This window comes from Prauserella halophila, from assembly GCF_024171895.1.
GTDB classification, from domain to species: Bacteria; Actinomycetota; Actinomycetes; order Mycobacteriales; family Pseudonocardiaceae; genus Prauserella; species Prauserella halophila.
Genome location: NZ_JAMTCQ010000012.1, coordinates 115,925 through 142,911, shown reverse-complemented (window position 1 = coordinate 142,911; position 26,987 = coordinate 115,925). Strand labels below are relative to the sequence as shown.

Genomic DNA, 26,987 nt, shown 5'->3' with positions numbered 1-26,987 from the left:
GACGGCGCCGAGCAGCCGGGATGCCGAGCAGCCGGGACGCACCGGCCGGAACGGCACAGCAGGGCGTGAGCGGGACCCCGGAGCAGCCTGCTCCGGCAGCACCCGCTCCGGCAGCGCCTGCTCGGCAGCACCCGCTCATCAGGGCCGGGATCCGTCAGCGTCGGTTTCCTCAGCGTCGGTTTCCTCAGCGGCCGGGCTGCACGGTCGCGACGGTCAGCTGCTGCCCGTCCGGGAACTCGGCGCACCCGGTGCCGGGAGCCGCGATGAACATCGCGTTCGTCTCGTGCGGCGGGTACACGCGGAGGCCGCGAACCGGCCTCGGCTTGCAGTCGGCCGAATCGTAGTTGCGGACCTGCACGAACCCGACGTCCGCGTGCGCGGTCCGCCCGGGCCGGAGCGTCACGGGAGCGCCCTTCTCCCCGGTGCGGTACGCGGCCGTGCCGACCTGGTGCCCGTCGTCGCCCGCGACGTACGAGACCCCGGGGAAACCGTGGATCACGCACGGGGTGCCGGACACGTTGGTGAAGCGCAGCGGGCGGTAGTTCGTGCCCGCGGTGCCTTCCCCGCGGCCGAGGGACAGTTCGAGGTCGGCGGCGCGGCATTCGCCGGTGCCACCCGCCCGTTCGTTCGTGGGCACGGCCTGTTTCGGCGCGGTGCCCGTGACGGCGTCTCCCGGCCGGTCGCCGGAATCGGGCGTGCCGCCGGAGTTGTCGGAGCCGGCCGAATCACCGGAGCCGTTCGCGGCGGACGCGGCCGACTGCCCCGCTTCCGGTGACTCGGACGTTCCCGCCGGGCCACCACAGCCTGCGAGGACGAGGGCCAGAATCGCCGCCCCTGCGACGACCGACGGGTACGAAGCGGTTTCACGAATCTTGTTCATCACGCGCCTCCCTTGCCGGAATCTCGGCTACCCGGAAGACGTTTCACACACGCTTCGGTTGCGCGTAACTTTCCTCATCCGGTCAAGGTGCGATAACAATTGACCGGATGGGGGGTCAATTGTCGACGGTGATGCCGGCCCATTCGGCACACCGCCACCCGCCGTTCGCATCCGCGTCGAGCCGCACGACCGCGGTATTCGGCAACAGGTCGTTGTCGGCGATCTCCGAGGTCACATTCCCCGCCAGCCATTCGGCACCGAACCGGATCGCACCACCGTGGCTCACCACGACGACCGCCTCGCCGGAGCCGTAGTGCCGGTCGCGCAGCCCGCCGATCGCCGCGAGGTACCGGTCCCGCACCTCGTGACCGGTCTCACCGCCGGGCAGCGGCACGTCCAGCCACCCGTCGAGCCATCGGCCGACGATCTTGCCGTGCAGCTCGAGGGCCTCCTGGTCACCGCGGCCTTCGAGGTCGCCGACGCCGACCTCCTGCACCCCAGGCAACGGCGTGACCTCCAGCGAGAGCGCATCGGCCAACGGGCGGGCCGTCTGCTTGGCACGCGTGGCGTAAGAGGTGTACACCGCCGCGATCGGCTCGTCGCCCAGCCGCTCCGCCAGGTCACGGGCCTGCTGCCGGCCCAGCTCGGTCAGCGGCGGCCCCGGCAACGCGGTGTCGAGGATCTTGTGGACGTTCGCCTCGCTCTGGGCGTGCCGCACCAGGTACAACCTCACGCCAGTTCTCCCTTCCGGACGGCCTCCACCCAGGAGTCGGCCGCGGTGAAGTCGTCGTTACCCGCACCCGCTTCGAGTGTGGCCGCCACACCGTCGGCGCGCGGATGCGAACCGAGGAACCGGACGTGCGTCGAACGCCGCCGCAGCGCGGCGAGTGCGTCGGCAATACGCGGTTCGGCGACGTGGCCTTCGAAGTCGAAGAAGAACCGGTAGGTGCCGTAGTCACCCTTGACCGGCCGCGCGTCGAGCCGGGTGAGGTTGATGCCGCGCATCGCGAGCTCGGCGAGCAGACCGGCGAGCGAACCGGTGCGGTTGGCCGCGGCGACGACGATCGACGTCCGGTCCGCTCCCGTCGGTTCGGGCAGCTCGCCGGGTTTGCGCAGCAGCAGGAAACGGGTGCGCGCATCGGCGAGGTCGGCGACGTCGGTGGCCAGCACCCGCAACGGGTAATGCTCCGCTGCGACCGGTGCCACGACGGCGGCGTCGTACTCGCCGTCGACCACCCCCACCGCGGCACCGGCCGTCGACGACGCCACCAGCTGCTGTGCCTCCGGCAGGTGCTCACCCAGCCAGTCCCGGACCTGCGCGAGTGCGTGCGGGTGGCTGGCGACCGTGCGGGGCGGATCGGGGGCGTCGGAACGCGTGAGAACACTGAACCGGATCGGCAGCAGCACCTCGGCGACCGCCACGAGGGGGTCGCCGTCGACGGCGCTGTCGAGCGTCGCCGTGACGGGGCCCTCGACGGAATTCTCGACCGGCACGCACGCGCCCTCGGCCGCTCCGCTGCGAACGGCGTCGAAAGCTGCCGGGATTGTCTCGACCGGGAACAGCCGATCAGCACCGGCGAGATTCCGCGCGGCCTGCTCGGTGAAAGTGCCTTCCGGGCCGAAGAACGCTATGCGTACCACAACCGGCAAGGTTACCGACCGCGAAAATGTTCACTCCCACAGCCCGTTACACAACCCGCGGGTATTTGCGATCCTGGACGGGTGACCGCCGAATCAGGCACCCATATAACGTGGAATGGTGTGGCTGACGTGACCGGTGCAAACCGCCGTCCGGCCGCACCGGAAGTCGTGCTGTGCGCCGTCGACGAACCGTTGGCTCTCGCGTGGGAATCGGTGGCCGGCAAGGTTTCCGGACCGGTGAGCGTCCACCGCGGTTCGGTACTGGACGTCGGCGCGCACGCCGTCGTCAGCCCGGCCAACTCGTACGGCTGGATGCGCGGGGGCATCGACGCGATGTACGCCAAGGCGTTTCCCGGCATCGAACAGCGCGTGCGCAGCGCGGTGCTGGCCTACCACGGTGGAGAGCTGCCCGTCGGCGAGGCGCTCGTCGTGCCGACCGGGGAACCGATGCCCGCCTGGCTGATCAGCGCACCGACGATGCGCGAACCCGGTGAGCAGCTGCCACCGGACACCGTGCATCCCTACCTCGCGGCGAAGGCCGTGTTCACGCTGTGGGCCGAGGGCACGGCCGACACCACCGAAGGCCCCGACGGGCCGGACGACGTGGACGGCGCGGAGACCGGTGAGGCGCTGCCGCTGCGCGAGGCCGTCACCACGATCGCGCTGCCCGGCCTCGGCACCGGCGTCGGCGGCGTCGCGCCGGAAACCTGCGCCCATCAGGTCTCCGCCGCGTGGGACGAGGTCTTCGGCTGAAATCCCACCGGCACGGGCTCGCCTCGTCGCGACAGGCGATCTCACAGCACCTCGACACCGGCCCGCTCGAACAGATCTCCGGGCGATGGCTCGATCGCTCCGGTCGACCACGCGCCGATCCGGACGCCGACGGCGCACTCCCCGGCAGCGCACCTCCCGCGGGCCCCGCGGGAGGCAAGTGAGCTGGACCGCCCGACACCGATCCGACACCGAGACGGAGCAGGCCATGCGAATCAACCTGACGAACGTGTACGTCGACGACCAGGAGAAAGCCCACCGCTTCTACACCGACGTCCTGGGCTTCCGCACCAAGCACGACGTGGACATGGGCGGCGGAGCGCGCTGGCTGACCGTCGTGTCGCCGGAGAACCCGAAGGGCACGGAACTGCTCCTCGAACCGTCCGGCCACCCCGCGGTGCAGCCCTACCGGGACGCGCTGCGCGCCGACGGTATCCCGCTCGCCGCGTTCACCGTCGACGACGTGCACGCCGAGCACGCGCGGCTGATCGCACTCGGCGTGGAGTTCACCCAGCCGCCCGTCGAGATGGGCCCGGTGACGACCGCCGTGCTCGACGACACCTGCGGCAACCTGATCCAGATCGCCACCGCGGCCCCCGATCCCGCATAGACCGGCGAACGAGGAGCGCTCACGAACGCGACCCTGGCAACGCCGCCGGTGAGGTGCACAACGTCACAGTCCGTTTCCGGGCACCACGCCTTACCGTAAGAACTGCGTTACGAAAGCCGCGGGAAGGCCGGCCCATCGACGGGCGAGGAGTGAGCGAATGCCACGGGTCCGTGAGCTGAGTCCCTATGTCGAATTGCAGCGCGACCAGTGGCGGGAGCTCCGGCGCTCCACACCGCTCCCGCTGACGGCGGACGAACTGGTCAAACTGAGGGGCCTCGGCGAGCAGATCGACCTGACCGAGGTCGCCGAGGTGTATCTGCCGCTCTCCCGGCTGATCAACCTGCAGGTGGCCGCTCGCCAACGGCTGTACGAGGCCACCACGACGTTCCTCGGCGAGGATTCCCGGCCCGCGAAGGCCCCGTTCGTGATCGGCGTCGCAGGCAGCGTCGCGGTCGGCAAATCGACCACCGCGCGCATCCTGCGCACCCTGCTGGCCCGCTGGCCCGACCATCCGCGCGTCGACCTCGTCACCACCGACGGATTCCTGTATCCGCGGGACGAGCTGCTGCGCCGCGGGATCATGCACCGCAAGGGCTTCCCCGAAAGCTACGACCGCCGTGCACTGCTGCGGTTCGTCACCGACGTCAAGTCCGGCGCCTCCGAGGTGCACGCGCCCGTCTACTCGCACCGTGCCTACGACATCCTGCCCGGCGAGCAGCAGACCGTGCAGAGCCCGGACATCCTCATCGTCGAGGGCCTGAACGTGCTGCAGCCCGGCCCGAGTCTGACGGTGTCGGACCTGTTCGACTTCTCGCTGTACGTCGACGCCCACACCAGTGACATCGAACGTTGGTACATCGAGCGTTTCCTCGAGCTACGGCACACCGCGTTCGCCGACCCGAGCTCGCACTTCCACCATTTCGCGGGCCTGTCCGACGAGGACGCCCGCTTCGAGGCAAAACACCTGTGGAAGACGATCAACGAGCCGAATCTGGTGGACAACATCCGGCCCACGCGCCCGCGCGCGACGCTCGTCATGCGCAAGGACGGCGACCACTCCATCAACCGTGTGCGCCTGCGCAAGCTCTGACGAGGACGGCCGGGGAGGACACAGCCGGATTTGCGGGTGCTCACTGGTCGCATTCGGTGACGATGCTCGGTACGGGTGCCCCCAGTCGGACGGCAACCGGCGGTGATCAGCGGCACATCCGGGGCGCCACATCCGGTCGCCGGAGGTCACCGGCATGGTCCCGGCCGTGGTCCGGCGCCGGAGCCGAGCGTTGTCGGCACTCCTCCGAAGGTCGCATGCTGACCGCGGTGTCCGTCATTCCGGCAGCGGAGCCGCTCACACCGGACTACCGTGGCACGCCTGTTCACTCACATGCTGCCCAGGGGTTCCACTGACCGCGGAGCGCGACGTTTTCTCGTGCTTTCGGTCGATCGGAAGGCACGGGGTTTAGCCGGTTGGCCGATGGCTGCGGTCCAGTCCAGGCCCGACCCTGGTGAACGAACACGAACGCCTACGAGGGGGAAGGGACGGTAGCCATGCTGGCGACCATCGTGACCTGGATCGGTGCGATTCTCGGAATCGTCGTACTGCTGGCGATGGCGTGCGGCGCCGTCGTGCTCGACGTGGACGAGTCCCGCCGGGAACAGAAAACCGCACCCTGACCGAGGAACCGTCCCACCGGCGGCCACGGCGGCACCGGTGACGGCTCACAGCCCCCGCAGTGGCTGCTGCGTCTGTTTCGGCAACGCGATGCGGGCCGCCCGGATCTCGTCCAGCAGGCGGGTCTTGCGCCGGTGCTGCTCGACGAGTCCGGCGAGGTAATCGGTGAACTCGGCGAGTGTCCCGGCGTCGCGATACAGGGACCGCAGCCGGCGCAGCGCCACCGCGGCTCGCGCATAGTTCGTGGCCGGGTTGCGGGCGTCCCTGGCCTCGATGAGGGATTCGATGTGCCCGCGGTAGAGGTCGATGACGGCACCGGCGGGGCCGGCAGGCGGTTGTCCACCCGAACCGCCGCTGCCGCCACGACCATTGCCGCCGTGGCCGCTGCCGCCGTGGCCGCTGAGCAGATTCCGGGTGAGCGTCCACGCGTCGTCGTCGCGGCCCGCAGCGAGGAGCTCACCGATCCGCGAGGGATCATTGCCCCTGGCACGCGCAGCGTGCGCGACGGCCTCGGAGTGCCTGCCCGCCGCGCGCAGCACCCGCACGATCTTCAGGCTGACCTCGCTGTTCGGGAGCAGCTTCTCCCAGGTGGCCACCAGCCGGTCGACCTCGCCGGTCAGTTCGGCGATCTCCTGTGCGAGCCGTTCCGCGACCGGATCCGGCTGTTCCACTGTGGACTCCGCAAGTCGCTCATCCACAGTGGACCGGATGCGCGCCAGCCCGTCCGCACCGAGCGCATCGGCGAAGTCGTGCAGCGAGACGGTGCAGGCCGGGTCGCCGAACGACAGGCTCAGCACCCAGTCGGCGAGCCCCGACGCCTCGGGCGGACGGACCGCGCACGCGCGGGCGTACAGAGCGAGCGCCCGCTCGAGCGATGCCGCATCGGCCGCGGCACCGTCGGCGGTCTCCTTCCCCGACGCGGCGATCCGGTCGACGGCGAGGCGCGCGATCCGGGCGACGTCGGCCTGCGTACCCGCGTCGAGCATCCGCTGGAGGGTGTCGAGTACCGCGGTCACCTGCGCAGGTTCACCGGGTCGACGCACCGGATCATGGTGCCACGACTGCCGGCTCGGTGGTAGCTCTCGGCTCCGGCACCACCCCGGTGTCCCCCACCGCGCGCACCTCCGCGCCGGCCTTGCGGACCCGGTCGAGCGGCGTCCCCGGTGCCGCCGACGCGAGCGAGGCCGCATCGGCCAGCAGGTACAGCGTGGCGCGCGCCCGGCTGGTCGCGGAGGCGAAGGCGCGGGTGCGGGCGTGCCAGTCGTCCGAGACCAGGTCGACGAGCACGACGTCGAACTCCTCACCGTGCATCGTGCGCGCCGTGCCGACGGCCAGATCGTCCCTGCGGCCCACCGCGTCGAGCCAGTGTGCCGCAGCCGTCCGGTGCGGAGCGATGACCGCCGAGCCGCGGGGCAGCGACGCGATGATGCCGGCGTGACGCAGCGGTTCGCCCGCCGTGTCGAGCACGACCACCCGGCCGGCGCTCCGAGCGGTGTACCCGCCGCCACCCGCACGGGCGTCCACACCGGTGTCGTCCATACCGGCGTCCGTATCGCGGTTGCCGGGGTGACGTCCGCCGGTGGTGCGCTCGAGCGACACCCGGCGGGACGCGGTCAGCACGTAACAGCCGGCGTGGGTGCGGGCATCCTCGGCGGTGCGGATACCGCAGTGGGAGAACACCGTCGCCCCGCACCAGCGGCGCACCCCGGCCTCGCCGCGCAGCCGCGGGCCCAGCCACGGCTGCGGCGAATCGGGGTCGCCCGCGACGACGGCGGTGTGGCGGGCCAGGCCCACGGCGGCGAGCACCTCGGACAGCGGCCTGCTGCCCGCATCGTCGATCAGCACGACGTCGAACCGGGTGTTCGCGTCGCCGTGCGGCAGCGTGTCGGAGCAGTGCACCGGGCCGTCGGTCGCCACGCAGGCACCCTCGCCGAGCCACCAGAGCCGTTCCTCGAGCTGGCCGCGGCGCGCCGCCTGCCCGGAGGAGTTACGCACCAGGTCGTCGTACTCGGTCTGCAGATCCGGTAGGCCACGGCGGACGCATTCGGCGTGGAAGCGCATGTCCTGCTCGGACGGTTTCGTCGAACGGAGCTGGGCGATCTTGGCGTGCAACTGCTGGACGCGGGTGTAGGCCTCCGATTCGTCGCGTGCGGCCTCGTCGAGCCAGTGATGCGCATCCGACAGTGCGGTGTCCAAGGCGGAGGCCCGTTCGACGGTGATCGCCGCGTCGCTGGCCACCGTGATGCGCTGACGTAGCGCATCACGCTCTCGTTCCGTGCGGTACAGCGCCTTGCGGTCGCGGTTCCGGCCGCGATACGGGCGCCGTTCGACGCGCAGCTGCAACCGTGCCAGCTCGGCGTCGACGTCGGCCAGCTGCGCCGTGAGTGCCCGCACCTCGGTCAGGTTGCGCCTGCCGTCGGCGGCGCCTGACCAGTCGTTGCGGGCGCGGCGCAGTTCCTGCCGTGCCTGCGCGAGGTCGGCGGCCGCGGCGCCGTAGTCCCGTTGCGCTGCCGCGAGTTGCTGTTCGAGCTCGTCGGCGTGGAGCTGGTCGTCGATGCGGCGCCGCACCGCGTCGTAGGCGGCCCGGTCGAATCCGTGCAGCAGTTCCCGCAGTTCCGGCAGTCGCGATTCGGCCACGGACAGATCGGCCAGCTGCTGCTGCACGGTCAGCCGCGCCTGGTCGGGGACACATATGAGGACCTGCTCGGTGCGGGTCAGCAGCAGCACGCGGTGCCCCTCCCGCGCGAGTTCGTCGGCCGCTTCCTTCAGCAGTGTCGTCTTGCCGCTGCCGGGGCCGCCCCGGATCAGCCGGACGCCGGGCAGGAAGCACGCACGTTTCGGCTCACCGTGGGCACGGTCGGGCTTGCCGGCGGCGAGCCGGTCCGCGAGCGGCGCGAACCCGAGGCCGCGCAGGAGGCTCGCGCGATGGTCGGCCGTGGCGATCCGCGCCCAGGCGCGATCGCATTCGGCGGGTAGCGGTCCGGGGTCGTCGAGCCGCAGGACACCGCGCCGCAGGCGCACCCCGACCGGCACGGCCGCGCCTTCCCGCGGACCGGCGGACCCGGCGAGGCGCACGTCGAGCAGCCTGCCGGGGCGCGTCCCCCGCAGGTCCACGATCGGACCGTCCTCGGAATCGCGCACCGGTCCCAGCTCGTGCCACGTGTCCTCGGTGAGCTGTTCCTCTCCCCCGACGTGGGCGGTCTCCGTACCGACCGCCTCGGCAGCTTCGTGCCGCCAGTTCTCCATCTCGTCCCCCTTCACACCTCTCGGTATCCAACCGTCTTCGAGGCACTACCGGGAGGAATGTCCTTCGAGGGTGTGAAAACACCGTGTCGAACCTCCCCGATCGTGGAGGCGGCAGTGAAGAAGGCCGACGGTGCGACATCGCGGAGCTGAGCGTCGAACACGGTGCAGCGCACCCGCACCACCCGTCGTTACCTGCCCCAGCTTCCTCAGGCCAACCCCATCAAACTGGGCAGGTGACTGGGGCCACGATCAAAAGCCACGGGCCAAACCACATGCACCGTGAGCGTAAAGCTCTCGACGAACGACGGGAGCCAGCAGTTCCCGGTCATCGGCCAAAGCGACCACAACGCTAAGGCCCTGGGCCGTCAACTATGACGCCGCGGAGCTGCAACGGTCGAATTGCCGGTATGGACGGCAGCCGCGGTCCCGACCACACGGCCTGCCAACCCCGACGTGCGGCAAGGCGCACCCCACGAATGATCTCAGCGTGTCCAGACCGGTCACGCGCCCTCTGGGTCGATGCACCGCAGAACCAGCCTGCACATCCCGAACAGATACGGTTGCACAACGTTACTGAAACCCTTAGAGGATATGAACACCTTCAGAGCAAGATAGATTGGCGTGAAAATGCGAACTCATCTGGTGAGAAGCAGCGTGACATCAACTTGTGCAGCTGCCCTCCTGCTCCTTGCGACTGGCTGCGGAGCAAGCGAAGGGGGTGCTGAGCCAGCCTCGACGTCAAAACGCCTGCCGGACGGCGATGCGTGCTCATTGCTCCCCAAAAAGGCAGCAAACCGTATACTCGAGACTAACGATACTGAGACGACTCCCGCCGACTACCAGTGCGATTTCAGTTCGCAAACAGGCTTCGACAGTTTTAACGTCATCCGCGGTCAGGATATGAGCAAGATGACAACTGGCGAATCCGTAGATATTTCAGGAGTCGGAGGTGAGCGACTCGAGGCCACGGATTCAGGTTGCGGCGTGAGCGTGAAATTGGATTCCGGTGACCCCAAGCAGCAGTTCGCGGTCGTCAGTATTGTAAATCAGGGCGGAGACCTTCAGAAGGATGCCTGCGCCGTTGCAGACAAGGCCGCAGAATCGATTATCAGAAATCTTCCGGAGTGACCAATGCCCGATTGGTTCTGGTTTGTGTTATCACCACTGATGCTTGTCGTATACCTGTACTACACGTGGAAGCAGGAGCAGCAAACAAGGGATTCATGCCAGGCGGCAGCGAACCGGCTCGGATGGAAATACGCCAAGTATGGCGACGGCCTTGCAAATTGCTACTCTGGCCCCCTTTCGAATGGGGTCGATGGAAAAATCTGAGCACGTCTTCCGGGGAACATATAGGGGCCGCTCCGTCATTTCCTTTGAGTTCAGCTCACCACGGCTCGCCGCATAGCTAATGAGCCGCGATCACGACCACGGCGTCTGCGGGCGCTGCTGGAGTACGCCGTCCACGTGGACGTCGACTCGTTCGTCGGCGAAGCAGATCAGCCCGGCGATGCGCTCGCTCTCGGGCAGCGGGTTGCGGTACGACCAGGCGATGTCGGGGTACTCGCCGACGGACCAGTACTCGGCCGCGCCCTTGTACGGGCAGTGCGTGACGGTGTCGGTGCGGGTCAGGCGGTCGAGGCGCACATGCGGTTTCGGCAGGTAGTACCGCACCGGCAGGCCGGTTTCGAACAGCAACCACGGCGAGTGCGATTCGGCGACCGGTTCGCCGTCGATGTCGATGCGCACGTGCCGCGAACTCGGCAGGACGTCGATCCGCGTGTGCGGGTCGCGGGCATGGGTGTAGACCTCCTCGTCCTCTTCGAACCAGTGGTCCATCGCGGGCCAATCCAGCCGCACGTGGCCACCCAGCGCATCGCCGGGGTATTCGACGGCGGCGTCGACGGCCTCCCGCCCGCCCGCGCGCACGGTCGACAGTTGCCCGTCGCCGAGGTGCGACGCGCGGGTCCGTCCACTCGGGACGAGCACGTCGCCGCGGACGTCCTCGCGCGGCACGTAGTACGCCGGGTAGTACGGGTTCTCCCACACCAGCAGCGGGCGGATCGTGTCCGCGACGACGACTCCCGCCAGCACTGCCCTCACCCGCTTCGCGGACTGCTCCGTACGCGGCTCCTCGGCGACCATGGCCGTGACGGTACGCGCGTCGACGGCGGGTTTCAGCGTCGAACCTCCGTATCGGCGCTGCACTCATCGGGTGGCGGCTCATCGGGTGACGGCTCATCGGGTGACGTAGGCAGCGCCTCGCGTGCCGCACGTCCTCGCCGGCGAGGACGTAACCTCGACTCATGGCCATCCAGGTGCTCCTCGTCGACGATCACGAGGTCGTCCGGCGCGGGCTGCGCGATCTGCTCGGCGACGAACCGGACATCACGGTCACCGCCGAGGCCGGCACCGCGGACGAGGCAGTGGCGGTCGCGCTGCACGTCGAACCGGACGTGGCGGTCGTCGACATGCGGCTCGGCGGTTACGAGAGCGACGGGGTGGAGCTGTGCCGGCGGCTACGTGCGCTGAGCAGCCCGCCGTACTGTCTCGTGCTCACCGCCTTCGAACACGAGGAAGCCATGGTCGGCGCCATCCGTGCGGGAGCATCGGGATACCTGCTCAAGCAGGTCCGCGGGCAGGACGTCGTCCACGCGGTGCGCGAGGTCGGCGCGGGGCGGTCGCTGCTCGACCCGGTCACCACCGCCCGGCTGCTCGACACGATGCGAGGGGACGCCGAGGCCGACCGCATGGCCGGGCTGTCCGAACGCGAGCGCAGCGTCCTCGACCTCATCGGCCAGGGCCTGTCGAACCGCGAGATCGCGCAGCACCTGTTCCTCGCCGAGAAGACCGTGAAGAACTACGTGACATCGCTGCTCGGCAAACTCGGCATGCAACGCCGCACCCAGGCCGCCGCATGGGTCGCCCGCCACACCGCAAACCCGAACCGCACCCCCTGACTCGCGTGTCCTGCACTCGTGCACGCGTGTTGCGGGTTCCAGGGGCCGTGTTGCGGGTTCCAGGGGCCGTGTTGCGGGTTCCAGGGGCCGTGTTGCGGATTCCGGGGGCCGTGTTGCGGATCTCCGGAGTCCGTGTTGACGTCGCGGTGCACTACCGGCAGCCCCCTACAGCGGGATTTCGAGGGCGACCATCGTGCCCATGCTGGGTGAGGAATTGACGTCGAAGCGGCCACCCGCGGCTCCGGCGCGTTCGGCGAGATGACGCAGCCCGCGCCGTGCGACGTCGGCCGGAACGCCGCATCCGTTGTCGCGCACGCGCAGCCGGACCTCGCGGTCATCGCGTTCGAGTGTCACCCGCACCTCGCTCGCGCCGGAATGCCGCACCACATTGGACAGTGCCTCCCGCAGAGCGGCGCGGATGTGGTCGCCGCGTTCGCCGGGAATGCCGGCCAGCTCGCCCGACAGTTCCAGCGTGGGCGGATAGCCGAGCAGCTCCCCGGCGATGCGCACCTCGGAGCGTGCCGACTCGGCGAGGTCACTGGCGTCGGGGGTCTCCGGCACGGGTTCGGGCGAGCGCAGCTCGCGCACGGTGCCGCGGATCTCCTCGATCGTCTGGTCCAGCTGCTCGATGGCCTCGCCGAGCCGGTCGCGTTCGGTGCGGGCGAACCGCCGGTGCAGCCTGCGATGCACGCGGTCGAGCTGCATGCCCGCCGCGTACAGCCGCTGGACGACGACGTCGTGCAGTTCGCGGGCGATGCGTTCGCGCTCCTGATACAGGCTCAACCGGTGGCGCGCGTCGGCGCCGTCGGCCAGCGCGAGCACGACCCCTGCCTGTCCCGCGAACGCGGTGAGCAGGTCACCGGTGCCGGTGTCGAACGGCGCGCGGTGCGGCAACCGGTACGCGGTGAGCACCCCGAGCCGTTTGCCGCCGGTGCCGAACGGTGCCGCGGCGAACGGGCCGTAACCGGTGAGTCCGGCGGGCACGAACTGCGAGGTACGCGGGTCGCTGGTGACGTCGTCGGCGAACACCGGCTCGGCACCGCCCGCGACCCGGCCCGCCGCCGACTCGGCAGGCAGCACGAGCCCGACGAGCCCCGTGGTGTCGGCGCCGTAGGCGGCTTCGACGGTGACGCTGCCGTCCTCGTCCCGCACCATGAGCAGGCCGAGATCGGCGTCGGCGATCTGCCCGGCGTGCCGCACGACCATGGGCAGTACGGCGTCGGGATCGTCCCCGGACAGCACGGTCGTCGTGATCTCGGTGGCGGCGGAAAGGGCCCGCGCGGCGACGTTCGGTTCCATCAGACTTCCGACGGTACGACCGCTCACCTCGCGTGCGCCCGCGGACGTGTCGCGGCTCGCGCGTGCACCCGGCCGTCGGTGATCTCCAGCACCAGGTCGGCGCCGTCGACCTCGTCCGGCCGGTGGGTGACGTGCACGACCGTCTTTCCTGCCAACGCGCCGCGCAGGTCGGCGAGGACCCGGTCGGCGGTCGCCTCGTCGAGGTGGGCGGTGGGCTCGTCGAGCAGGACCAGGTCGGCGCCGGGCGCGGCGAGCAGCGCCCTGGCGAGCGCCATCCGTTGCGCCTGCCCGCCCGACAGACCGGCGCCCGCGGAGTCGAGCACGGTGTGCAGGTCGAGGTCGACGTGTGCGGTGCGGAGGGCGTCGGCGAGCTCGGCGCCGGTGGCGTGGGGGTCGGCGAGGTACAGGTTCTCGGCGACGGTCGTGGAGACCAACTGCGGATCCTGCGGTGCCCACGCGACCCGCTCGGGCACGTCCGCCTCACCCCGCACCGGCCGCAGGAATCCCAGCAGTGCGGCCAGGAGCGTGGACTTGCCCGCGCCGGACGCGCCCACGACCGCGACATGCGAGCCGGGCGGGATGTCGAGGTCGACGCCGCGCAGCACCGGGCGCGTGCTCGACGGCCAGGCGATGTCGGCGCCGCGCAACCGCATGCGCCCCGAGTGCTGTGCCGGTTCGCGCTCCTGCTCGCGCTCCTGCTCGCGCTCCTGCTCGCGATCCGGGTGCGGCCCGCGGGCGGCGGCGTTGCCGGTGCCGGCGTTGTCGTCGGTGTCGGCGTTGTCGTCGGTGTCGCTGCCGGCGTCGGCCAGGCGGGCGCGGGCGGCGCGGAGGGTGTCCCAGTGCTGGGCGACGGGTGGCAGCAGCGCGAGCACCTCGGCGAGCGCCAGGGGCACGAGCGCGACCACGGGTGCGGCGACGGGGGCCAGCGTTCCCGCGTCGACGGCGCCCGCGGCGAGCCAGGCGCCTGCGACAGCGGCGGCGCCGGTGGCGGCGGCGATCACGGCGTCGGCGGCGCCCTCGCCCCAGGCCTGTCTGCGCGCCGCGGCGGCGAGCCGCCCGTCGAGCCGCGCCAGTGCGCGGCGCTTGCGGCGGTGAGCGCCGACGGCGACCAGTTCGGCCGCGGTGTCGAAGAGGGCGAGCACCCGCTCGTCGAGCCGGCGCCGGCCCGCGGCGAGCGTGGTCGTGGCGCGGCGCTCCACGACGAGAGCGGTCCACGGTGCGGCGACCGCGGCGGCGACGACCGCGGCGGTGAGCACCAGTCCCGCCGCGGGCAGGACGAGGGTCACGGCGGTGCAGGCGGCGATCAGTACGGTGCCGACGACGAGCGGTGGGGTGAGCACGCGCGGCAGCAGGTCGCGGACGGTGTCGGTGTCGCCGACGAGGCGGCGGTGGTCCGCGCCGCGGCGCAACGCGGCGGCCGGCCCTCGCGCGACGAGCACGCGCCACAGGCGGACGCGCAGTGCGGCGGCGATGCGGAACGCGGCGTCGTGGGTGACGAGCCGTTCGGCGTAGTTCAACGCGGCCCTGGCCAGGCCGAAGGTGCGCACGCCGACCACGGCGACGCTGAGCATGAGGATCGGCGGCTGCTGCGATGCGCGGGCGATGAGCCAGCCCGACGTGGCCGTCAGCGCGACCCCGGCGAGCAGCGAACCCGCCCCGAGCGCGACGCCACCGAGGAATCGCCGGTCGACGAGTCTGCGCAGCGCGGTGGGGCGGGCCGGGGCCGTGGGGTGCTCGGAGGGGTGGGTGTCCTCGTGGGCGCCGGGCAGGTCGGTGCCGGTGCCGGTGGTGCCGGTTCCGGTGGTGCTGAGCGCGGCCCGGTCGTGGGCGGCGACGATGACGGTGCAGCCTGCGCGTGCCGCCTCGTCGATGAGCTCCTGGACGCGGCGGGCGTTGCCTGCGTCCAGGTGCGCGGTGGGTTCGTCGAGCAGCAGCAGCCATGCGCCTGCGCGCACGCGCGCCAGGGCCCGGGCGACGGCGAGGCGTCGGCGCTGGCCGACCGAGAGCGTGGCGACGGGCCGGTCGGCGAGCCCGTCGAGGCCGAGGCGGTGCAGCAGGTCGTGGGTGTCGGCGGGGTCGAGTGCGGGGGCGGCGAGGGCGATCTCGGCGGCGGTGCCCCCGGTGAACGAGGGCGACTGGGGAGCCCAGCCGATGCATTCGCGCCAGGCGTCGGGGTCGAGGTCGGCGAGGGGGATGCCGGCGACCTCGACGTCGCCCGCGTCGGGGCGGACGAAGCCGAGGAGGACGGCGAGGGTGGTGCTCTTGCCGGCGCCGCTCGGCGAGCGCAGCCACACGGTCTGCCCTGCTCGCGCGGTGAACGTCTCGCCGTCGGGGGCGTCGCCGCCGCGGCGGTGGACGCGCAGGTTCCGCACCCGGATGTCGCCGCGGCGCGGGGGCAGGGTGCCGTCGGAGGGTGCGGGTTCGGCGAGCACGTCGGTGACGCGGCGGACGGCTTCGACGCCGTCGGTGCTGGCGTGGAACGCGGTGCCGACGGCCCGCAGCGGCGCGAAGCACTCGGGTGCGAGCAGGAGCACGCCGAGTCCGATCGCGAGCGGCATGTCGCCACCGGCGAGGCGCACGCCGATGACGACGGCGACGAGGGCGACCGACAGGGTCGCGGCAAGTTCGAGGGCGAAGGCCGAGCTGAACGCGACGCGCAGGGTGCCGAGGGTGGCGCGGCGGTGCCGGTCGGAGACGCGGCGGACGGTGTCGGCCTGCGCGTCGGCGCGGCGGAACGCGGCGAGTACGGGCAGGGCGCGCACGAGTTCGAGGACGTGGGCCGACAGCCGGGCGACGGAATCGCTCGCCGCCGCGACGCGGTCGCGGGTGTAGGAGCCGATGAGCGCGCCGAACAGCGGCAGCAGCGGCAGGGTGATGGCGATGAGCAGGGCCGAGGGCCAGTCGGCGACGAGCACGGCCGCACCCGCGGCGAGGGGCACGACGGCGGCGGTGACGAGCGCCGGGAGGTAGCGGGTGAAGTAGGCGTCGAGCGCATCGAGGCCGGTGGTGGTGAGTGCGGTGAGTTCGCCGGGGCCGCGGCGGGCGATCCATTCGGGGCCGAGTCGGAGCGCGTGGTCGAGGACGTGGGCGCGCAGCTCCTCCTTGGCGCCCGCGGCGGCCCTGGCGGCGACGACGCGGATCGCCCACGCCAGCACGGCCCGCGCGACGACGGTGGCCAGGAGCAGGCCGAGCCGGGGCGCGAGGTCGCCGGTGCGTTCGGCTCCTCCCCCGGACACGACGTCGGCGAGCACGGAGGCGAGCAGGAACGCCTGCGCGACGAGGCATGCGGCGTTGAGGAGCGCGAGCACGCCGGATGCGGCCAACGCTCGGCGCGCCGCCGGTGACAGTGCCGGGAGCGCGCCGAGCGGGCCGTGTCCCACCCGCGACCGGCCCGGCGTGTCCGGTGTGGACGGTTCGGCGCCGGTGCCGGTAGCGGAAAGGGTGTCGCGGGTGGGACGGCTCATGAGGTTCCCTGCTGTGCGGTGTGGGGAGCGGGGATGTGGGAGGTCTTGATGCGTTTGCGGAAGACCCAGTAGGTCCAGCCCTGGTAGACGAGCACCGCCGGGGTGCCGAACGCCGCGACCCAGGTCATGACCGTGAGGGTGTAGTCGCCGGAGGAGGCATTGTGGACGGTCAGCGAGTGGGCGGCGTCCAGTGTGGAGGGAAGGACGTCGGGAAACAGGGCGCCGAACAGGGTGACGACGGTGCCGGTGATCGCGACGCCGAGCGCGGCGAACGCCTGCCCTTCGCGTCCGGCGGCGATGCGCCACCAGGCGATGAGCGCGGCGGCGACGGTGACGGCGAGGGGCACGTACGTCCAGTCCGATCCGTGGCGGAGCTGCACGAGGCCCGCGAAGGCGGCGACGGGCAGCATCGCGACGGGCAGGATGGCGGTGGCGAGGCGGCGTGCGCGGCGCCGGATGTCGCCGTCGGTCTTGAGCGCGATGAACACGGCGCCGTGCAGCAGGGAGAAGCCGGTGACGGCGAGTGCCCCGAGCAGCGTGTCCCAGCGGAAGGCTGCGAAGGCCGAGCCGACCCGGTTGCCGTCGGCGTCGAGCGGCAGGCCGAGGACGGTGGCGGAGATGACGAAGCCGATGCCGATGGGCGGCACGGTGGAGCCGATGACGATGACCTTGTCCCAGGCTCGGCGCCAGCGCTGCGAGTCGACCTTGCCGCGGTACTCGAAGGCGACGCCGCGGCCGATGAGTGCGAGCAGCACGAACAGCAGCGGCAGGTAGGCGGCGGAGAACAGGCCCGCGTACCAGGCGGGGAACGCGGCGAACGTGGCGCCGGCGGCGACGATGATCCACACCTCGTTGCCGTCCCAGACGGGCCCGATGGTGTTGATCATGACGCGGCGCTCGGTGTTGTTGCGGGCGAGCACCGGCAGGAGCATCCCGACGCCGAAGTCGAAGCCTTCGAGGAACAGGTAGCCGAGCCACAGGAAGGCGATGACGACGAACCAGACGACCTCGAGTTCCATCAGTACCCCTGCCGCATCGACGTGTGCCGGTGAGCCGCGGAAAGAGGGCGCGAGGCACCTCGGCGGGCATCGTCGCGGGCGCCTAGCACGCGGCCCCGACATGTTTCAGGTGAAACCTGTTTTCCCCAACGAGTTGTGCACAACGTGCCGAGTTGTCCACAACTTGCTGCACAACCCCTGGGCACAGCCGTCGAGGCGGTAGACTGGAGTTGGGATCGTCCCCCGGGACGGGCGGGGGCATGCCTACTGAACTCCACAATCACCACTGCTCCTCTGCTGTCCGTGGGCCACTCGTCGGCGGCGTTCACGAACCACGAATCCGACTACGAACCGGGCCCGGCGCTAATACGCGAACGACAACGGCTCGTCCCCCTCGGAACCGTCGCCGGTGGCCGGATCTCCGCCACCAGGACCGCCCCCTCCCGCGCCACCACGCGAGCCGCCCTCGCCACCGGAACCGCCACCGCCTCGCGCAGGCATCACCGACTCGATACCGCCGCGGACGTACTTCGCCATCAGATACACCTCGACCACGCCGAGCACGGCGTACAACAGCGTCAGCGACACCAGCGAGAACCACACCTCGCCCTCGCTCACGCGCGAGACGGCCATCGCGGTGTGCATCCACACCCCGTCGACGCCGCTCGGATCCGGGTTCGGCACCACCACGAACGGCTGCCTGCCCATCTCCGTGAAGATCCACCCCGCACTGTTGGCGACGTACGGCAGCGCGATGCTGCCCAGCGCCATCCACGGGAACCAGCGGCCGCCCGGGATCCGCCCACCACGCGTCAACCACAACGTGGCCACACCGATCAGCGCCGACAGCGCACCGAAGCCGATCATGATCCGGAAACCCCAGTAGGTCACCGGCAGGTTCGGCACGTAGTCGATCGGCTGACCCGCCAGCTCGCCGAGCGCCGGATCGTCCGGATAGTGCGAGCCGTACTTGTCCTCGTACTCCCCGGTCAGCTGCTGCACGCCCTTGACCTCGGACGAGAAGTCACCCTCCGCCAGAAACGACAGCAACGCGGGCACGGTGAAGGTCTTCACGCTCTCGCAATCGGCGTCCGCCACGTCCCCGACCGCGATGATCGAGAAGCTCGCCGGCTCCTCCGTGTGACACAGGGCCTCGGCCGCCGCCATCTTCATCGGCTGCTGCTGGAACATCAGCTTGCCCTGGAAATCGCCCGTCACGACCAGCACCACGAACGCGACCACGCCCGTCCACGCGCCGAGTTTCACCGACGAACGCCACACCGCGCGGTGCTCGTCGTCACCGCCTCGCCTGCGCCACAGCCGCCACGCCGCGATACCCACGACGAACGCCGCGGCCACCGCGAAACACCCCGCGACGGTGTGCGGAATCGCGGCCAGTGCCGTGTTGTTCGTCAGGACCGCCCAGATCGAGTTCATCGTCGGCTTCCCGTCGACGAACTCCACCCCCACCGGGTGCTGCATCCACGAGTTCGCCGCCAGGATGAAGTACGCCGATGCCACCGTGGCCAGCGAAAACGCCCACACACACGCCAGATGGACCCGCTTCGGCAGCCGATCCCAGCCGAAGATCCACAGACCGAGGAACACCGACTCCACGAAGAACGCGACGATCCCCTCCATGGCGAGCGGCGCACCGAACACGTCCCCGACGAACCGGGAGTACTCGCTCCAGTTCATGCCGAACTGGAACTCCTGCACGATGCCGGTCACCACACCCATCGCGAAGTTGACCAGCAGCAGCTTGCCCCAGAACTTGGTCATCTTCAGGTAGCGCTCGTCACCCGTGCGCACCCACGCCGTCTGCATGCCCGCGACCAGCACCGACAAGCCGATCGTCAACGGCACCATCAGGAAGTGGTAGACGGTCGTGACCCCGAACTGCCACCGCGCGAGCTCCAGAACTTCCACGACCACGACTCTGCTCCGCGCGCACACCCGCCCGACAGGTACACCGGTCCCGACTACGACAGGACGTAGGTCCTGCCCGCGCGTGCACCCGCCCGCCACCACCGCCACGGACGTTTCCGCTCCACAGCCAACAATTTCGGCACCCCGAAAAAAATTGTGAGCCACGGGTCAGTGCAATTTCCACGGGTGCCAAAAATGCCGATTCGCGAGGTCGATCGGCTTGATTTTCGGCAATTCCCCTTTATCGTTGAAGTGACCAAGGGGTGAAACTACTGATGTCCACTGTGCTGCCGGCCTTCCTCACGGCGTTTGCGCTGGTCTTCGTGGCCGAACTGCCGGACAAGACCACGGTCGCCACACTGGTGCTGACCACGCGTTATCGCGCGAGCGCCGTATGGACCGGTGTCACCGCCGCATTCGCGATTCAAACGCTCGTGGCCGTCGTATTCGGCAGCGCATTGACATTGCTTCCCGAACGTCTCGTTTCGGTCGCCGCCGGCGTCATGTTCGGTGTCGGCGCGGCGATCCTGCTTCGCTCGGGGTTCCGCTCGACCGACGACACGGGCGAGGACGCCATGCGCGCCGGACCGGCACGGGTCCCGTTCCTGCGCGCGGCCGCCGCGTCCTTCGGCGTCCTGTTCGCCGCCGAATGGGGCGACGCCTCCCAGCTCGCCACGGCCGGCCTCGCGGCCCGCTACGGACAGCCGGTCGCCGTCGGCCTCGGTGCCTTCGCCGCCGTGGCGTGCGTCACTGCGATCGCGATCGTCGTCGGCACCAAGCTCCGCCATCGCGTCCGCCCGCACCTGCTGCAGCGCGCCGCAGGCATCGGATTCGCCGGGCTCGCCGCCTACGCGTTCGGCTCCGCCCTGCTGGGCTGACCCCGCCACGGCAAGTCCCGGCGGGCCCACAGGAAGGAGTGCGGCCACGACAGCCGCTCGCTCGTCCGGACCACCCGCCCGAGCGAGCGGCCCGGCTCACTCCATCCCGAGATCACACCGCCTCGAGATCACTCGGCCCCGAGGTCGCACCGCCCCGAGATCACACCGCCCCGAGGTCACTCCGTCCCGAGGTCACTCCGCCCCGAGCAGCCCCAGGTCCACGAGGTCTCCCACCGGGCGGTCGAACTCGGCGCACGCGTACGAGGCGAACATCGCACGCACCTCCGCCGCTGCCTCGTCGGACAAACCGCGGGCCTCCGCAGCCAAGGCAGCGCCGTCCGTACTCGCCAGCGCCCCGCGCACATCCCCACCGGACAGGCAGCGCGCCGTCGCCACGAGCAGGTTCAGGAAACCGTGGTGCTCGATACCGTCGTCGGCGGTGTGACGCACCGCGCGATGCAGGCTGTTCGTCGCCTTGAACGTCGCACCCGTCGAACTCGCGACCACCGACAGGAAGTCGGCCACTTCGTCGAGACCGGGGAAGTTCTCCGGCGACTGACCCCCACAGCGGATCTTCGGCCTGCTGCCGTGCTCGACGACCTTCTGCACACCGTCGAGCCAGCCGACGCCGCGCCGCGGTTCCACCACGCGCACGACGTCCTCGGGAACGAACTCCGAGACCCGCTCGAGCCACACCTCGTCGACGTCCGACGGCGCGGGCATCTCGACCATCTTCAGCGCCAGCAGCTCGCTCCGGGACTCGACGATCGAAATCGCCTTCGGCACCCCGCCGAGACCCGTGTCGATGATCAGCGACAGCGGGAGCGGCTCGGCGGGCTTGATCTTGATGAGCTCCGTGATCAACTCGGGCAGGCGCGACGCCTGGCACAGGAAAACGCCCAGCACACCCGACCTGTCTCCGCCACGAGAAGCGAAGTGACCCTTCAGGGCCTCCGGCATCGCCGCCTCACTGGGCGGAAAGAGCACCGAGTCGTCAACGAGTCGAGCGAACAGCGGAGGGACTCCGCGAGGGCCGGGGGGCGTGAGTTCCACAGCGCTTGACACCCTTCACACGCTAATAGCGCCCGCTTCCGGACTGAATATCGGGATGCCGACAGACCGGTGGCCGGCACCGCCGCGCCCCGCCTCACCAGGACCGCTCGGGAATTTCCCTCATCGCGCATTCCCCTCATCGCGGAAATAGGTTAGCCTCACCTTAGTTGGAGGTGACCGGTGACCCGTACCCGTCCGCAAGCACCCCGGACCCCGTGTCCCGCGCAGCGCGCCAAGAGCATCGCCGCCCGCGGCGGACCCGCCGTGTTGATGCCTGCCGTCGCCCGCGAACCCGCGTCCGGCCCGCACACCGAGCCCGTCCTGCACCACGTGCACGCAGGCGGCCGCGCCAGCATTCTGCTCCCCGACGACGACCCGCTCGTGCTCGCCGTCGGCGACCCGGCCGACACCACCGGCGCCGCCACGCCGCAGGGTGAGCTCGCCGTCACGCTCGAGATCACCGACGAGGCGCCCGTCTCCCTGCGCAGTCCCGTACGCGGCCTGTTGTGGCTCACCGGCTGGCTCCGCGGGCTCGACCCGCGCACCGCCCGGACCCGCGCCGCCACGATCGCCGAGCAGCGCGCCGAACCGAGTCTGCTCGACCTCGGGCACGGACTGACGATGCTCGATCTCGTACCCGCCTCGTTCGTGCTCGCCGACCCCGAAGGCACGCACTCGCTGACCGCTCAGACGTTCGGCTCGGCCAGTCCCGACCCGTTCTGCCGACAGGAGACCGCGTGGCTGCGGCACCTCGAACACGCCCACCCCGAGGTCGTCACCGCACTCGCCCGGCACCTGCCCGACGAACTCCGCGGCGGCCGTATCCGCCCGCTCGGCATCGACCGCTACGGCCTGCGCCTGCGCGTCGAACACCCCGGCGACCTCGGAGACGCGGACCCGTTCCGCACACCCACCGACGACACCGCCGCCGACGGCACCACCGCCGACCACGACGTGCGCCTCGCCTTCGGCGAACCCGTCGACTGCCGCCAGCAGCTCGGACTCGCCCTGCGCAGGCTCATCGGCTGCCCTTTCGGCCCGCAGAGCTGAACGACACGCGGACCCCGGCACGAAACACGCGTACCTCGGCACGAAAACGGCGCCCCCGGGAGCACGATGACTCCCGGGGGCGCCGTTGGTTTCGCGCGTCGTGCGCTACCGGCAGGCGTTACGCCTTGGTGTTGCCGCTGTCCCCGTTCTCCGGGTCCTCGACAATGCCGGCATCCACGAGGTTGCTCGTCACGTGATCGGCGAGCTCGTCGCGTTGCATGCGCCGTTGTGCGCGTAGCGCCGCTCTGCGTTCCGCGCTGAACTCGCGCCAGATCGATACACACATACCGATCATCACGACACTGAACGGCAACGCGATGAGGATCGCGACCAGCTTCAGTGTGTCGAGCGCACCGCCTTCACCCGGCAACAGCAGCGCGACGGCCACCGCACCCTCGGCGACACCCCAGAACACCCGGCTCCACACCGGCGGGTTCGGGTCGCCGCCCGAGGACAGCATGTCGACCACCAGCGAACCGGAGTCGGACGAGGTCACGAAGAACAGCACGATCAGGATGATCGCGCCGACGATGACCACCGACCCGCCGGGCAGAGCGTCGAGCAGGGCGAACAGCGACGTGTTCGTGTCGACCGTCGCTGCGCCTGCGTCGTCGACGCCGATCAGGCCACCCTGGCCCCACAGCTCACGGTAGAGCGCGGTGCCGCCCATGACGCAGAACCAGATGATCGCGACCACGGTCGGGACGAGCAGCACACCGGCGACGAACTGGCGCACCGTGCGGCCACGCGAGATCCGCGCGATGAACACACCCACGAAGGGCGCCCACGAGATCCACCAGGCCCAGTAGTACGTGGTCCACCAGCCCTGCCACTCGGTGCCGTTCTCGCCCGAGTAGGCCGTGGTGTTGACGCTCATCTGCAGGATGTTCTGCAGGTAGTCGCCGAACGACTGGACCACGTCACGGAAGATGAACAGGGTCGGACCGGCGATCAGCACGAAGAGCAGCAACCCGGCCGCGAGGCCGAGGTTGATGTTCGAGATGTACTTGATGCCCTTCTTCAGACCCGTGACCACGGAGATCACCGCGGCCGTCGTGATCGCACCGATGAGGACCACGTAGGTCAGGTTGTTCGGCTCCTCGATGACGTCGATGAAGCTCAACCCGGCTGCGACCTGCATGACGCCGAGACCCAACGACGTCGCGACACCGAACAGGGTGCCGCAGATCGCGGCGACGTCGATGACGTCACCGATCCAGCTGTTGACCTTCTTACCGAGCACGCCCTCGAGCGCCCACCGGATCGACACCGGACGCTTCTTGCGGTGGATGGCATACGCGATGGCCACACCGACCACGACGTAGATCGCCCACGGATGCAGACCCCAGTGCAAGATCGTCTGCAGGATCGACTCGTGGGCACCTGCTTCGGTGCCCTCCTCGATCCCGGTAGCCCGGTTCGGGATACCGGCGAAGTGGTTGAGTGGCTCAGCCACCCCCCAGAACACCAGACCGATACCCATGCCGGCCGCGAACAGCATCGCGAACCACGAACCGAGGCCGAACTCCGGCCCCTCGTCGTCGGGTCCGAGCTTGATGTCACCGAAGTGGCTGACACCGATCCAGATCGCGAAGACCACGAATACGGACACGAGCAGCAGGTAATACCAACTGAACGTGCCGATCACCACGTCCTGGACGTTTCCGACGATCTCCGCGACGGTGTCGGGGAAGATCACGGAGAGCAGGACGAAGGCCAGCACGATGATCACAGAGGGCCAGAAAACCCTCGGCGCGATCCCCATGTGACCAGACGATGTGTCCTTCGGCGATGTGGATGGCGCGGCCTCAGCTTCTGACGTTTCCGCCACGAGGCTCTCCTCCTTCATCGTTTCTTTCAACCGCTGCACCCTAGTAGGCCGTTCGGGCGATTTATGGATAACCGGCCGCATTGTTAGCGGGATCGTGATGATTCACGATTCCCCCGGTCGGCATCGAAGCCGTGACGAGGCGTTAACGTGCCCCGGTGTCATCGGGCTCACGCGATCGCCTGAATCGCTGGCTGCGCAGGTGGTTTACACCTGACAGCCCACCACTTCCACCGCCGGTTCCCACCGGCGACGACGCGCGACGGCGGCGGGTGCTGACCGTCGAAGTCGTTATTGTGTTTGCAGTCACACTCGGTTTATCCGGCGCACGCTCTCTGCTCGCCCTGGTCGACGCACTGTTACGTCCCGAGACTCTGAGTGGTCAGCAGGTCGCAATCAACGCGCCGCAAGCCACCAACGAGGCAATTGACCTCCTTCGACAGTTACTCAGTGCCACTCAGCTCGTCGCGTGGGGCGCACTGGGTCTGTACCTGCTGTGGCGCGGCGGCACGAAGCTCGCCGAGATCGGCCTCCCCCGTTGGCCACGGTCCGCCGACCTGCGCTGGAGCATCGGCCTCGCCACGCTGATCGGTGTCCCGGGGCTGCTGTTCTACCTGGCCATGTGGCAGTTCGGCCTCAACCTCACGGTGCAGCCGTCGACCCTGGGCGAGACGTGGTGGAGACCGATCACGCTGACCCTGTCGGCCTTCGGCAACGGCTTCGCCGAGGAGGTACTCGTCGTCGGGTACCTGATCACCCGGTTGAGACAACTCGGCATGGGCGAGAATACGAGCTTGATCATCTCCGCGGTCCTGCGCGGGTCGTACCACCTCTACCAGGGCTTCGGCGGATTTCTCGGCAACGTCGTCATGGGATTGGTCTTCGGCCGCGTGTGGCAGCGCACGAACCGGCTGTGGCCGCTGGTCGCAGCGCACACCCTGCTCGACGTTGTCGCCTTCGTGGGCTACGCGCTGCTGCGTGGCCGCGTCTCGTGGTTGCCGTAGCAGCCCGCCCCGCTCCCGCGGTCATGATCACCACAGCAGGCACGACCGGGAGGTTTGCACAGCACATCGAACGTGTGTTCTACTTATGGCCAACGGCGCGGCGGGGTCGGCACGACAGCGGGTACGGCACGACAGGGGCCGGCACGACAGGGGAACCGCTGCGCCGGACAGGAGGGCCGGACAGGAAGAAGGTACGACGCGGGTACGACAGTTCCGTCGTTTCCGCAGTGCACAACCGACAAGCAGTGCACAGCCGACGAGCGGCGGCCGAGGGGACGGCGCCGCCGCAAGCAGAGAAGGGACCGTGTCGGAGGGGATGGAGATGGCCTGCAAGATCACGCACCGGGCGTTGCACGATCAGCAGATCCGGTTCGCGAACCGGGAGGCCGCGGAGCGGTACGCCGAGATCATGGGCGGCGGCGTCGAGAACTGGGTGTTCACGACGGTGCCGTCGGTGGTCGCCGAGTACGGCTGGGGCCCGTACCCGGAGCGGGCTCCGCGCCGGCGCACGCTCGAACAGGTCGGATAAGGCCCGCGGCCCGGCCGCTGCGGTCACCACGGCACGGCTGTTCCACCCCAGGAGAAGAAGGCGCCGGTCGGCCCCTCGTCGGACAGCCGGGCCGGCCGAACGGCCTCGTGAGCCGCTTCGGCCGGGTCACCGCCGGCCTCGGCCGCCCACGCGTTGAGCCCGGTGGCCCGGATCCCCGGAGCGAGCGCGTTGACCTCGGACCCGGCGCCGGACAAGCTGGTGGCGTAGAAGACAGTGAGAGCGTTGAGCGTCGTCTTGGACGAGCGGTAGGCAGCTGCCGCTCCGCCGCCCGGGGTGAACTGGGGATGGTCTCCACGCTCCAGGTCAGCGATCCGGTCCCGCTGGAGACGTTGACGATGCGCGGATGTGACGAGCGCCGAACGCGGGCAGGAACGCGTTGGTGACGACCCTGGCCGCGTCCGCGACACTGCCGGGGTCGGTGACGTCGAGCTGCAACGGCACGGCGCCGCCACCGATCTCGTCGACGGCCGTCCTGGCGCGTTCGACGTCGCGGGAACCGACGTGGACAGTCCACCCGTCGGCGACCAGCCGGCGGGCGATCTCCTTGCCGATTCCCTTGTTCGCACCCGTGACCAGGGCTGTCGTAGTGTTCACACCGTCGACGGTGGCACCGCCCCGGCCCACCAACCAGGTATCGACGATCCCTCCCGCACGCGACCGGGGGCGACATGTCGCGCACGGAACTCGCGGACTTCCTGCGCACTCGTCGAGCGCGGCGCACCCGGCCGAACGGATGCACTTGTTCCGCCTCGCCGGCACGCGCGCAATGCCGCCGCGGCATCCTGCACGCGGCGTCCGGCCGCACGTGGCATGAAAGCCGCGAGTTCCGTGAGTTCTGGCATCGGCATCCGGCTCCGGCACCCGGACATCGCCGCAAGACGATGCTGCGCCCCGACGTCGGCGCGCTGCAGTTGAACTGCGACGTGCTGCCCGTCCACGAGGAAGACCAGGAGATCGTCCTCGTGACCGCCGATCCGGGCTCGGCGACCGCCGATGCGCTCGCGCACCTGGAAAGGCGCACCACGTGGGACACTCCGCCCGGTCGGTGGCCGCCTCGGCCGAAGACGCAGCCGTGATTGCCCAGCATCACTACGCTCACGCGCGTGACGAACACAGCCAACACGATCACCGGCCCGGACTCGGACAACACGACCACG

Annotated in this window: 25 protein-coding genes; 11 read left to right on the top strand and 14 right to left on the bottom strand. The window is 70.0% G+C overall.

Annotated features, from left to right (window positions below; all coding sequences use genetic code 11):
• Positions 1-184: 184 nt before the first annotated feature.
• The 3 genes from LY41_RS17810 to pheA all read right to left on the bottom strand — a co-directional run bounded on the left by LY41_RS17810 (position 185) and on the right by pheA (position 2,521).
• Positions 185-880, bottom strand: coding sequence for a DUF4232 domain-containing protein (locus LY41_RS17810; RefSeq protein WP_253865179.1), 696 nt, complete (start codon positions 878-880; stop codon positions 185-187).
• A gap of 115 nt (positions 881-995) precedes the next feature.
• Complete coding sequence (locus tag LY41_RS17805; RefSeq protein WP_253865178.1) at positions 996-1,613, bottom strand: histidine phosphatase family protein; 618 nt, start codon at positions 1,611-1,613, stop codon at positions 996-998.
• Positions 1,610-2,521 carry a prephenate dehydratase gene (gene pheA / locus LY41_RS17800; RefSeq protein WP_253865177.1) on the bottom strand — a complete coding sequence of 304 codons (912 nt, stop codon included), beginning with the start codon at positions 2,519-2,521 and terminating at the stop codon, positions 1,610-1,612. The genes LY41_RS17805 and pheA overlap by 4 nt, the downstream gene beginning before the upstream one ends.
• 81 nt (positions 2,522-2,602) lie before the next feature.
• On the opposite strand from pheA, the gene LY41_RS17795 reads away from it, so the two are divergent.
• The 4 genes from LY41_RS17795 to LY41_RS23690 all read left to right on the top strand — a co-directional run bounded on the left by LY41_RS17795 (position 2,603) and on the right by LY41_RS23690 (position 5,573).
• On the top strand, positions 2,603-3,274 hold the full coding sequence (locus tag LY41_RS17795) for a macro domain-containing protein (RefSeq protein WP_253865176.1): 672 nt from the start codon (positions 2,603-2,605) through the stop codon (positions 3,272-3,274).
• 226 nt (positions 3,275-3,500) lie between these two features.
• Positions 3,501-3,902: a VOC family protein gene (locus LY41_RS17790; RefSeq protein ID WP_253865175.1), complete on the top strand. Its 402-nt coding sequence runs from the start codon at positions 3,501-3,503 to the stop codon at positions 3,900-3,902.
• A gap of 157 nt (positions 3,903-4,059) precedes the next feature.
• Positions 4,060-4,992: a type I pantothenate kinase gene (gene coaA / locus LY41_RS17785; RefSeq protein ID WP_253865174.1), complete on the top strand. Its 933-nt coding sequence runs from the start codon at positions 4,060-4,062 to the stop codon at positions 4,990-4,992.
• Positions 4,993-5,447: 455 nt separating this feature from the next.
• Positions 5,448-5,573, top strand: a complete 126-nt coding sequence (locus LY41_RS23690) for a hypothetical protein (RefSeq protein ID WP_301297270.1) — start codon at positions 5,448-5,450, stop codon at positions 5,571-5,573.
• A gap of 45 nt (positions 5,574-5,618) precedes the next feature.
• On the opposite strand, the gene LY41_RS17780 is transcribed toward LY41_RS23690, so the two are convergent.
• Both LY41_RS17780 and LY41_RS17775 read right to left on the bottom strand, forming a co-directional pair.
• Positions 5,619-6,587: a hypothetical protein gene (locus LY41_RS17780; RefSeq protein WP_253865173.1), complete on the bottom strand. Its 969-nt coding sequence runs from the start codon at positions 6,585-6,587 to the stop codon at positions 5,619-5,621.
• Between the two features lie 31 nt (positions 6,588-6,618).
• Positions 6,619-8,832, bottom strand: a complete 2,214-nt coding sequence (locus LY41_RS17775) for a coiled-coil domain-containing protein (protein ID WP_253865172.1) — start codon at positions 8,830-8,832, stop codon at positions 6,619-6,621.
• Positions 8,833-9,438: 606 nt separating this feature from the next.
• On the opposite strand from LY41_RS17775, the gene LY41_RS17770 reads away from it, so the two are divergent.
• Entirely contained in the window at positions 9,439-9,945 is a 507-nt protein-coding gene (locus tag LY41_RS17770; RefSeq protein WP_253865171.1) for a hypothetical protein, read from the top strand.
• Between the two features lie 294 nt (positions 9,946-10,239).
• On the opposite strand, the gene LY41_RS17765 is transcribed toward LY41_RS17770, so the two are convergent.
• Positions 10,240-10,962, bottom strand: a complete 723-nt coding sequence (locus LY41_RS17765) for a DUF427 domain-containing protein (RefSeq protein ID WP_253865170.1) — start codon at positions 10,960-10,962, stop codon at positions 10,240-10,242.
• A gap of 161 nt (positions 10,963-11,123) precedes the next feature.
• Between LY41_RS17765 and LY41_RS17760 the strand changes: the two genes are divergently transcribed.
• Entirely contained in the window at positions 11,124-11,777 is a 654-nt protein-coding gene (locus tag LY41_RS17760) for a response regulator (protein WP_253865169.1), read from the top strand.
• A 165-nt stretch (positions 11,778-11,942) separates the two neighbouring features.
• On the opposite strand, the gene LY41_RS17755 is transcribed toward LY41_RS17760, so the two are convergent.
• The 4 genes from LY41_RS17755 to LY41_RS17740 all read right to left on the bottom strand — a co-directional run bounded on the left by LY41_RS17755 (position 11,943) and on the right by LY41_RS17740 (position 19,467).
• Entirely contained in the window at positions 11,943-13,076 is a 1,134-nt protein-coding gene (locus tag LY41_RS17755) for a GAF domain-containing sensor histidine kinase (protein WP_253865168.1), read from the bottom strand.
• A 23-nt stretch (positions 13,077-13,099) separates the two neighbouring features.
• Positions 13,100-16,540 (bottom strand): thiol reductant ABC exporter subunit CydD, encoded by a 3,441-nt coding sequence (cydD, locus tag LY41_RS17750; RefSeq protein WP_253865167.1) that lies wholly within the window; start codon positions 16,538-16,540, stop codon positions 13,100-13,102.
• Positions 16,537-17,559 (bottom strand): cytochrome d ubiquinol oxidase subunit II, encoded by a 1,023-nt coding sequence (gene cydB, locus LY41_RS17745; RefSeq protein ID WP_253865166.1) that lies wholly within the window; start codon positions 17,557-17,559, stop codon positions 16,537-16,539. Before cydB ends, cydD begins: the two co-directional genes overlap by 4 nt.
• Positions 17,560-17,901: 342 nt before the next feature.
• Positions 17,902-19,467, bottom strand: coding sequence for a cytochrome ubiquinol oxidase subunit I (locus LY41_RS17740; RefSeq protein WP_253865165.1), 1,566 nt, complete (start codon positions 19,465-19,467; stop codon positions 17,902-17,904).
• 275 nt (positions 19,468-19,742) lie between these two features.
• Between LY41_RS17740 and LY41_RS17735 the strand changes: the two genes are divergently transcribed.
• The gene (locus tag LY41_RS17735; RefSeq protein WP_253865164.1) at positions 19,743-20,345 is read left to right on the top strand and encodes a TMEM165/GDT1 family protein; all 603 of its coding nucleotides are present in this window, start codon (positions 19,743-19,745) and stop codon (positions 20,343-20,345) included.
• Between the two features lie 192 nt (positions 20,346-20,537).
• Here LY41_RS17735 and LY41_RS17730 read toward each other — a convergent pair whose 3' ends face one another.
• Complete coding sequence (locus LY41_RS17730; protein ID WP_308292279.1) at positions 20,538-21,398, bottom strand: hypothetical protein; 861 nt, start codon at positions 21,396-21,398, stop codon at positions 20,538-20,540.
• Positions 21,399-21,578: 180 nt separating this feature from the next.
• Here LY41_RS17730 and LY41_RS17725 point away from each other — a divergent pair, with 180 nt between their 5' ends.
• The gene (locus LY41_RS17725) at positions 21,579-22,448 is read left to right on the top strand and encodes a DUF2470 domain-containing protein (protein WP_253865162.1); all 870 of its coding nucleotides are present in this window, start codon (positions 21,579-21,581) and stop codon (positions 22,446-22,448) included.
• 118 nt (positions 22,449-22,566) lie between these two features.
• Here the strand turns inward: LY41_RS17725 and LY41_RS17720 are convergent, their stop codons facing one another.
• Positions 22,567-24,279 carry a BCCT family transporter gene (locus LY41_RS17720; RefSeq protein WP_372493311.1) on the bottom strand — a complete coding sequence of 571 codons (1,713 nt, stop codon included), beginning with the start codon at positions 24,277-24,279 and terminating at the stop codon, positions 22,567-22,569.
• Between the two features lie 191 nt (positions 24,280-24,470).
• Here LY41_RS17720 and LY41_RS17715 point away from each other — a divergent pair, with 191 nt between their 5' ends.
• Both LY41_RS17715 and LY41_RS17710 read left to right on the top strand, forming a co-directional pair.
• A complete protein-coding gene (locus LY41_RS17715; RefSeq protein WP_425563732.1) occupies positions 24,471-25,280 on the top strand; it encodes a CPBP family intramembrane glutamic endopeptidase in 810 nt (269 codons plus the stop codon).
• Between the two features lie 322 nt (positions 25,281-25,602).
• The gene (locus tag LY41_RS17710) at positions 25,603-25,809 is read left to right on the top strand and encodes a hypothetical protein (protein ID WP_253865556.1); all 207 of its coding nucleotides are present in this window, start codon (positions 25,603-25,605) and stop codon (positions 25,807-25,809) included.
• A gap of 23 nt (positions 25,810-25,832) precedes the next feature.
• Here LY41_RS17710 and LY41_RS23925 read toward each other — a convergent pair whose 3' ends face one another.
• Together LY41_RS23925 and LY41_RS23920 are read right to left on the bottom strand one after the other, a co-directional pair.
• Positions 25,833-26,024, bottom strand: coding sequence for a Rossmann-fold NAD(P)-binding domain-containing protein (locus LY41_RS23925; RefSeq protein WP_308292271.1), 192 nt, complete (start codon positions 26,022-26,024; stop codon positions 25,833-25,835).
• A 109-nt stretch (positions 26,025-26,133) separates the two neighbouring features.
• Positions 26,134-26,424, bottom strand: coding sequence for an SDR family oxidoreductase (locus tag LY41_RS23920; protein ID WP_308292270.1), 291 nt, complete (start codon positions 26,422-26,424; stop codon positions 26,134-26,136).
• A 74-nt stretch (positions 26,425-26,498) separates the two neighbouring features.
• On the opposite strand from LY41_RS23920, the gene LY41_RS17700 reads away from it, so the two are divergent.
• Positions 26,499-26,906, top strand: coding sequence for an MmyB family transcriptional regulator (locus tag LY41_RS17700; RefSeq protein ID WP_253865159.1), 408 nt, complete (start codon positions 26,499-26,501; stop codon positions 26,904-26,906).
• Positions 26,907-26,987: the final 81 nt, after the last annotated feature.

What these genes read in the sequence shown, in the direction of transcription:
- LY41_RS17755 (WP_253865168.1), bottom strand. Translation starts at nt 13,076, where the DNA reads ATGGAACCGAACGTCGCCGCGCGGGCCCTTTCCGCCGCCACCGAGATC.
- LY41_RS17790 (WP_253865175.1), top strand. Translation starts at nt 3,501, where the DNA reads ATGCGAATCAACCTGACGAACGTGTACGTCGACGACCAGGAGAAAGCC.
- LY41_RS17700 (WP_253865159.1), top strand. Translation starts at nt 26,499, where the DNA reads ATGTCGCGCACGGAACTCGCGGACTTCCTGCGCACTCGTCGAGCGCGG.
- cydD (WP_253865167.1), bottom strand. Translation starts at nt 16,540, where the DNA reads ATGAGCCGTCCCACCCGCGACACCCTTTCCGCTACCGGCACCGGCGCC.
- LY41_RS17710 (WP_253865556.1), top strand. Translation starts at nt 25,603, where the DNA reads ATGGCCTGCAAGATCACGCACCGGGCGTTGCACGATCAGCAGATCCGG.
- coaA (WP_253865174.1), top strand. Translation starts at nt 4,060, where the DNA reads ATGCCACGGGTCCGTGAGCTGAGTCCCTATGTCGAATTGCAGCGCGAC.
- cydB (WP_253865166.1), bottom strand. Translation starts at nt 17,559, where the DNA reads ATGGAACTCGAGGTCGTCTGGTTCGTCGTCATCGCCTTCCTGTGGCTC.
- LY41_RS17810 (WP_253865179.1), bottom strand. Translation starts at nt 880, where the DNA reads ATGAACAAGATTCGTGAAACCGCTTCGTACCCGTCGGTCGTCGCAGGG.
- LY41_RS17765 (WP_253865170.1), bottom strand. Translation starts at nt 10,962, where the DNA reads ATGGTCGCCGAGGAGCCGCGTACGGAGCAGTCCGCGAAGCGGGTGAGG.
- LY41_RS17760 (WP_253865169.1), top strand. Translation starts at nt 11,124, where the DNA reads ATGGCCATCCAGGTGCTCCTCGTCGACGATCACGAGGTCGTCCGGCGC.
- LY41_RS17735 (WP_253865164.1), top strand. Translation starts at nt 19,743, where the DNA reads ATGTCCACTGTGCTGCCGGCCTTCCTCACGGCGTTTGCGCTGGTCTTC.
- LY41_RS23690 (WP_301297270.1), top strand. Translation starts at nt 5,448, where the DNA reads ATGCTGGCGACCATCGTGACCTGGATCGGTGCGATTCTCGGAATCGTC.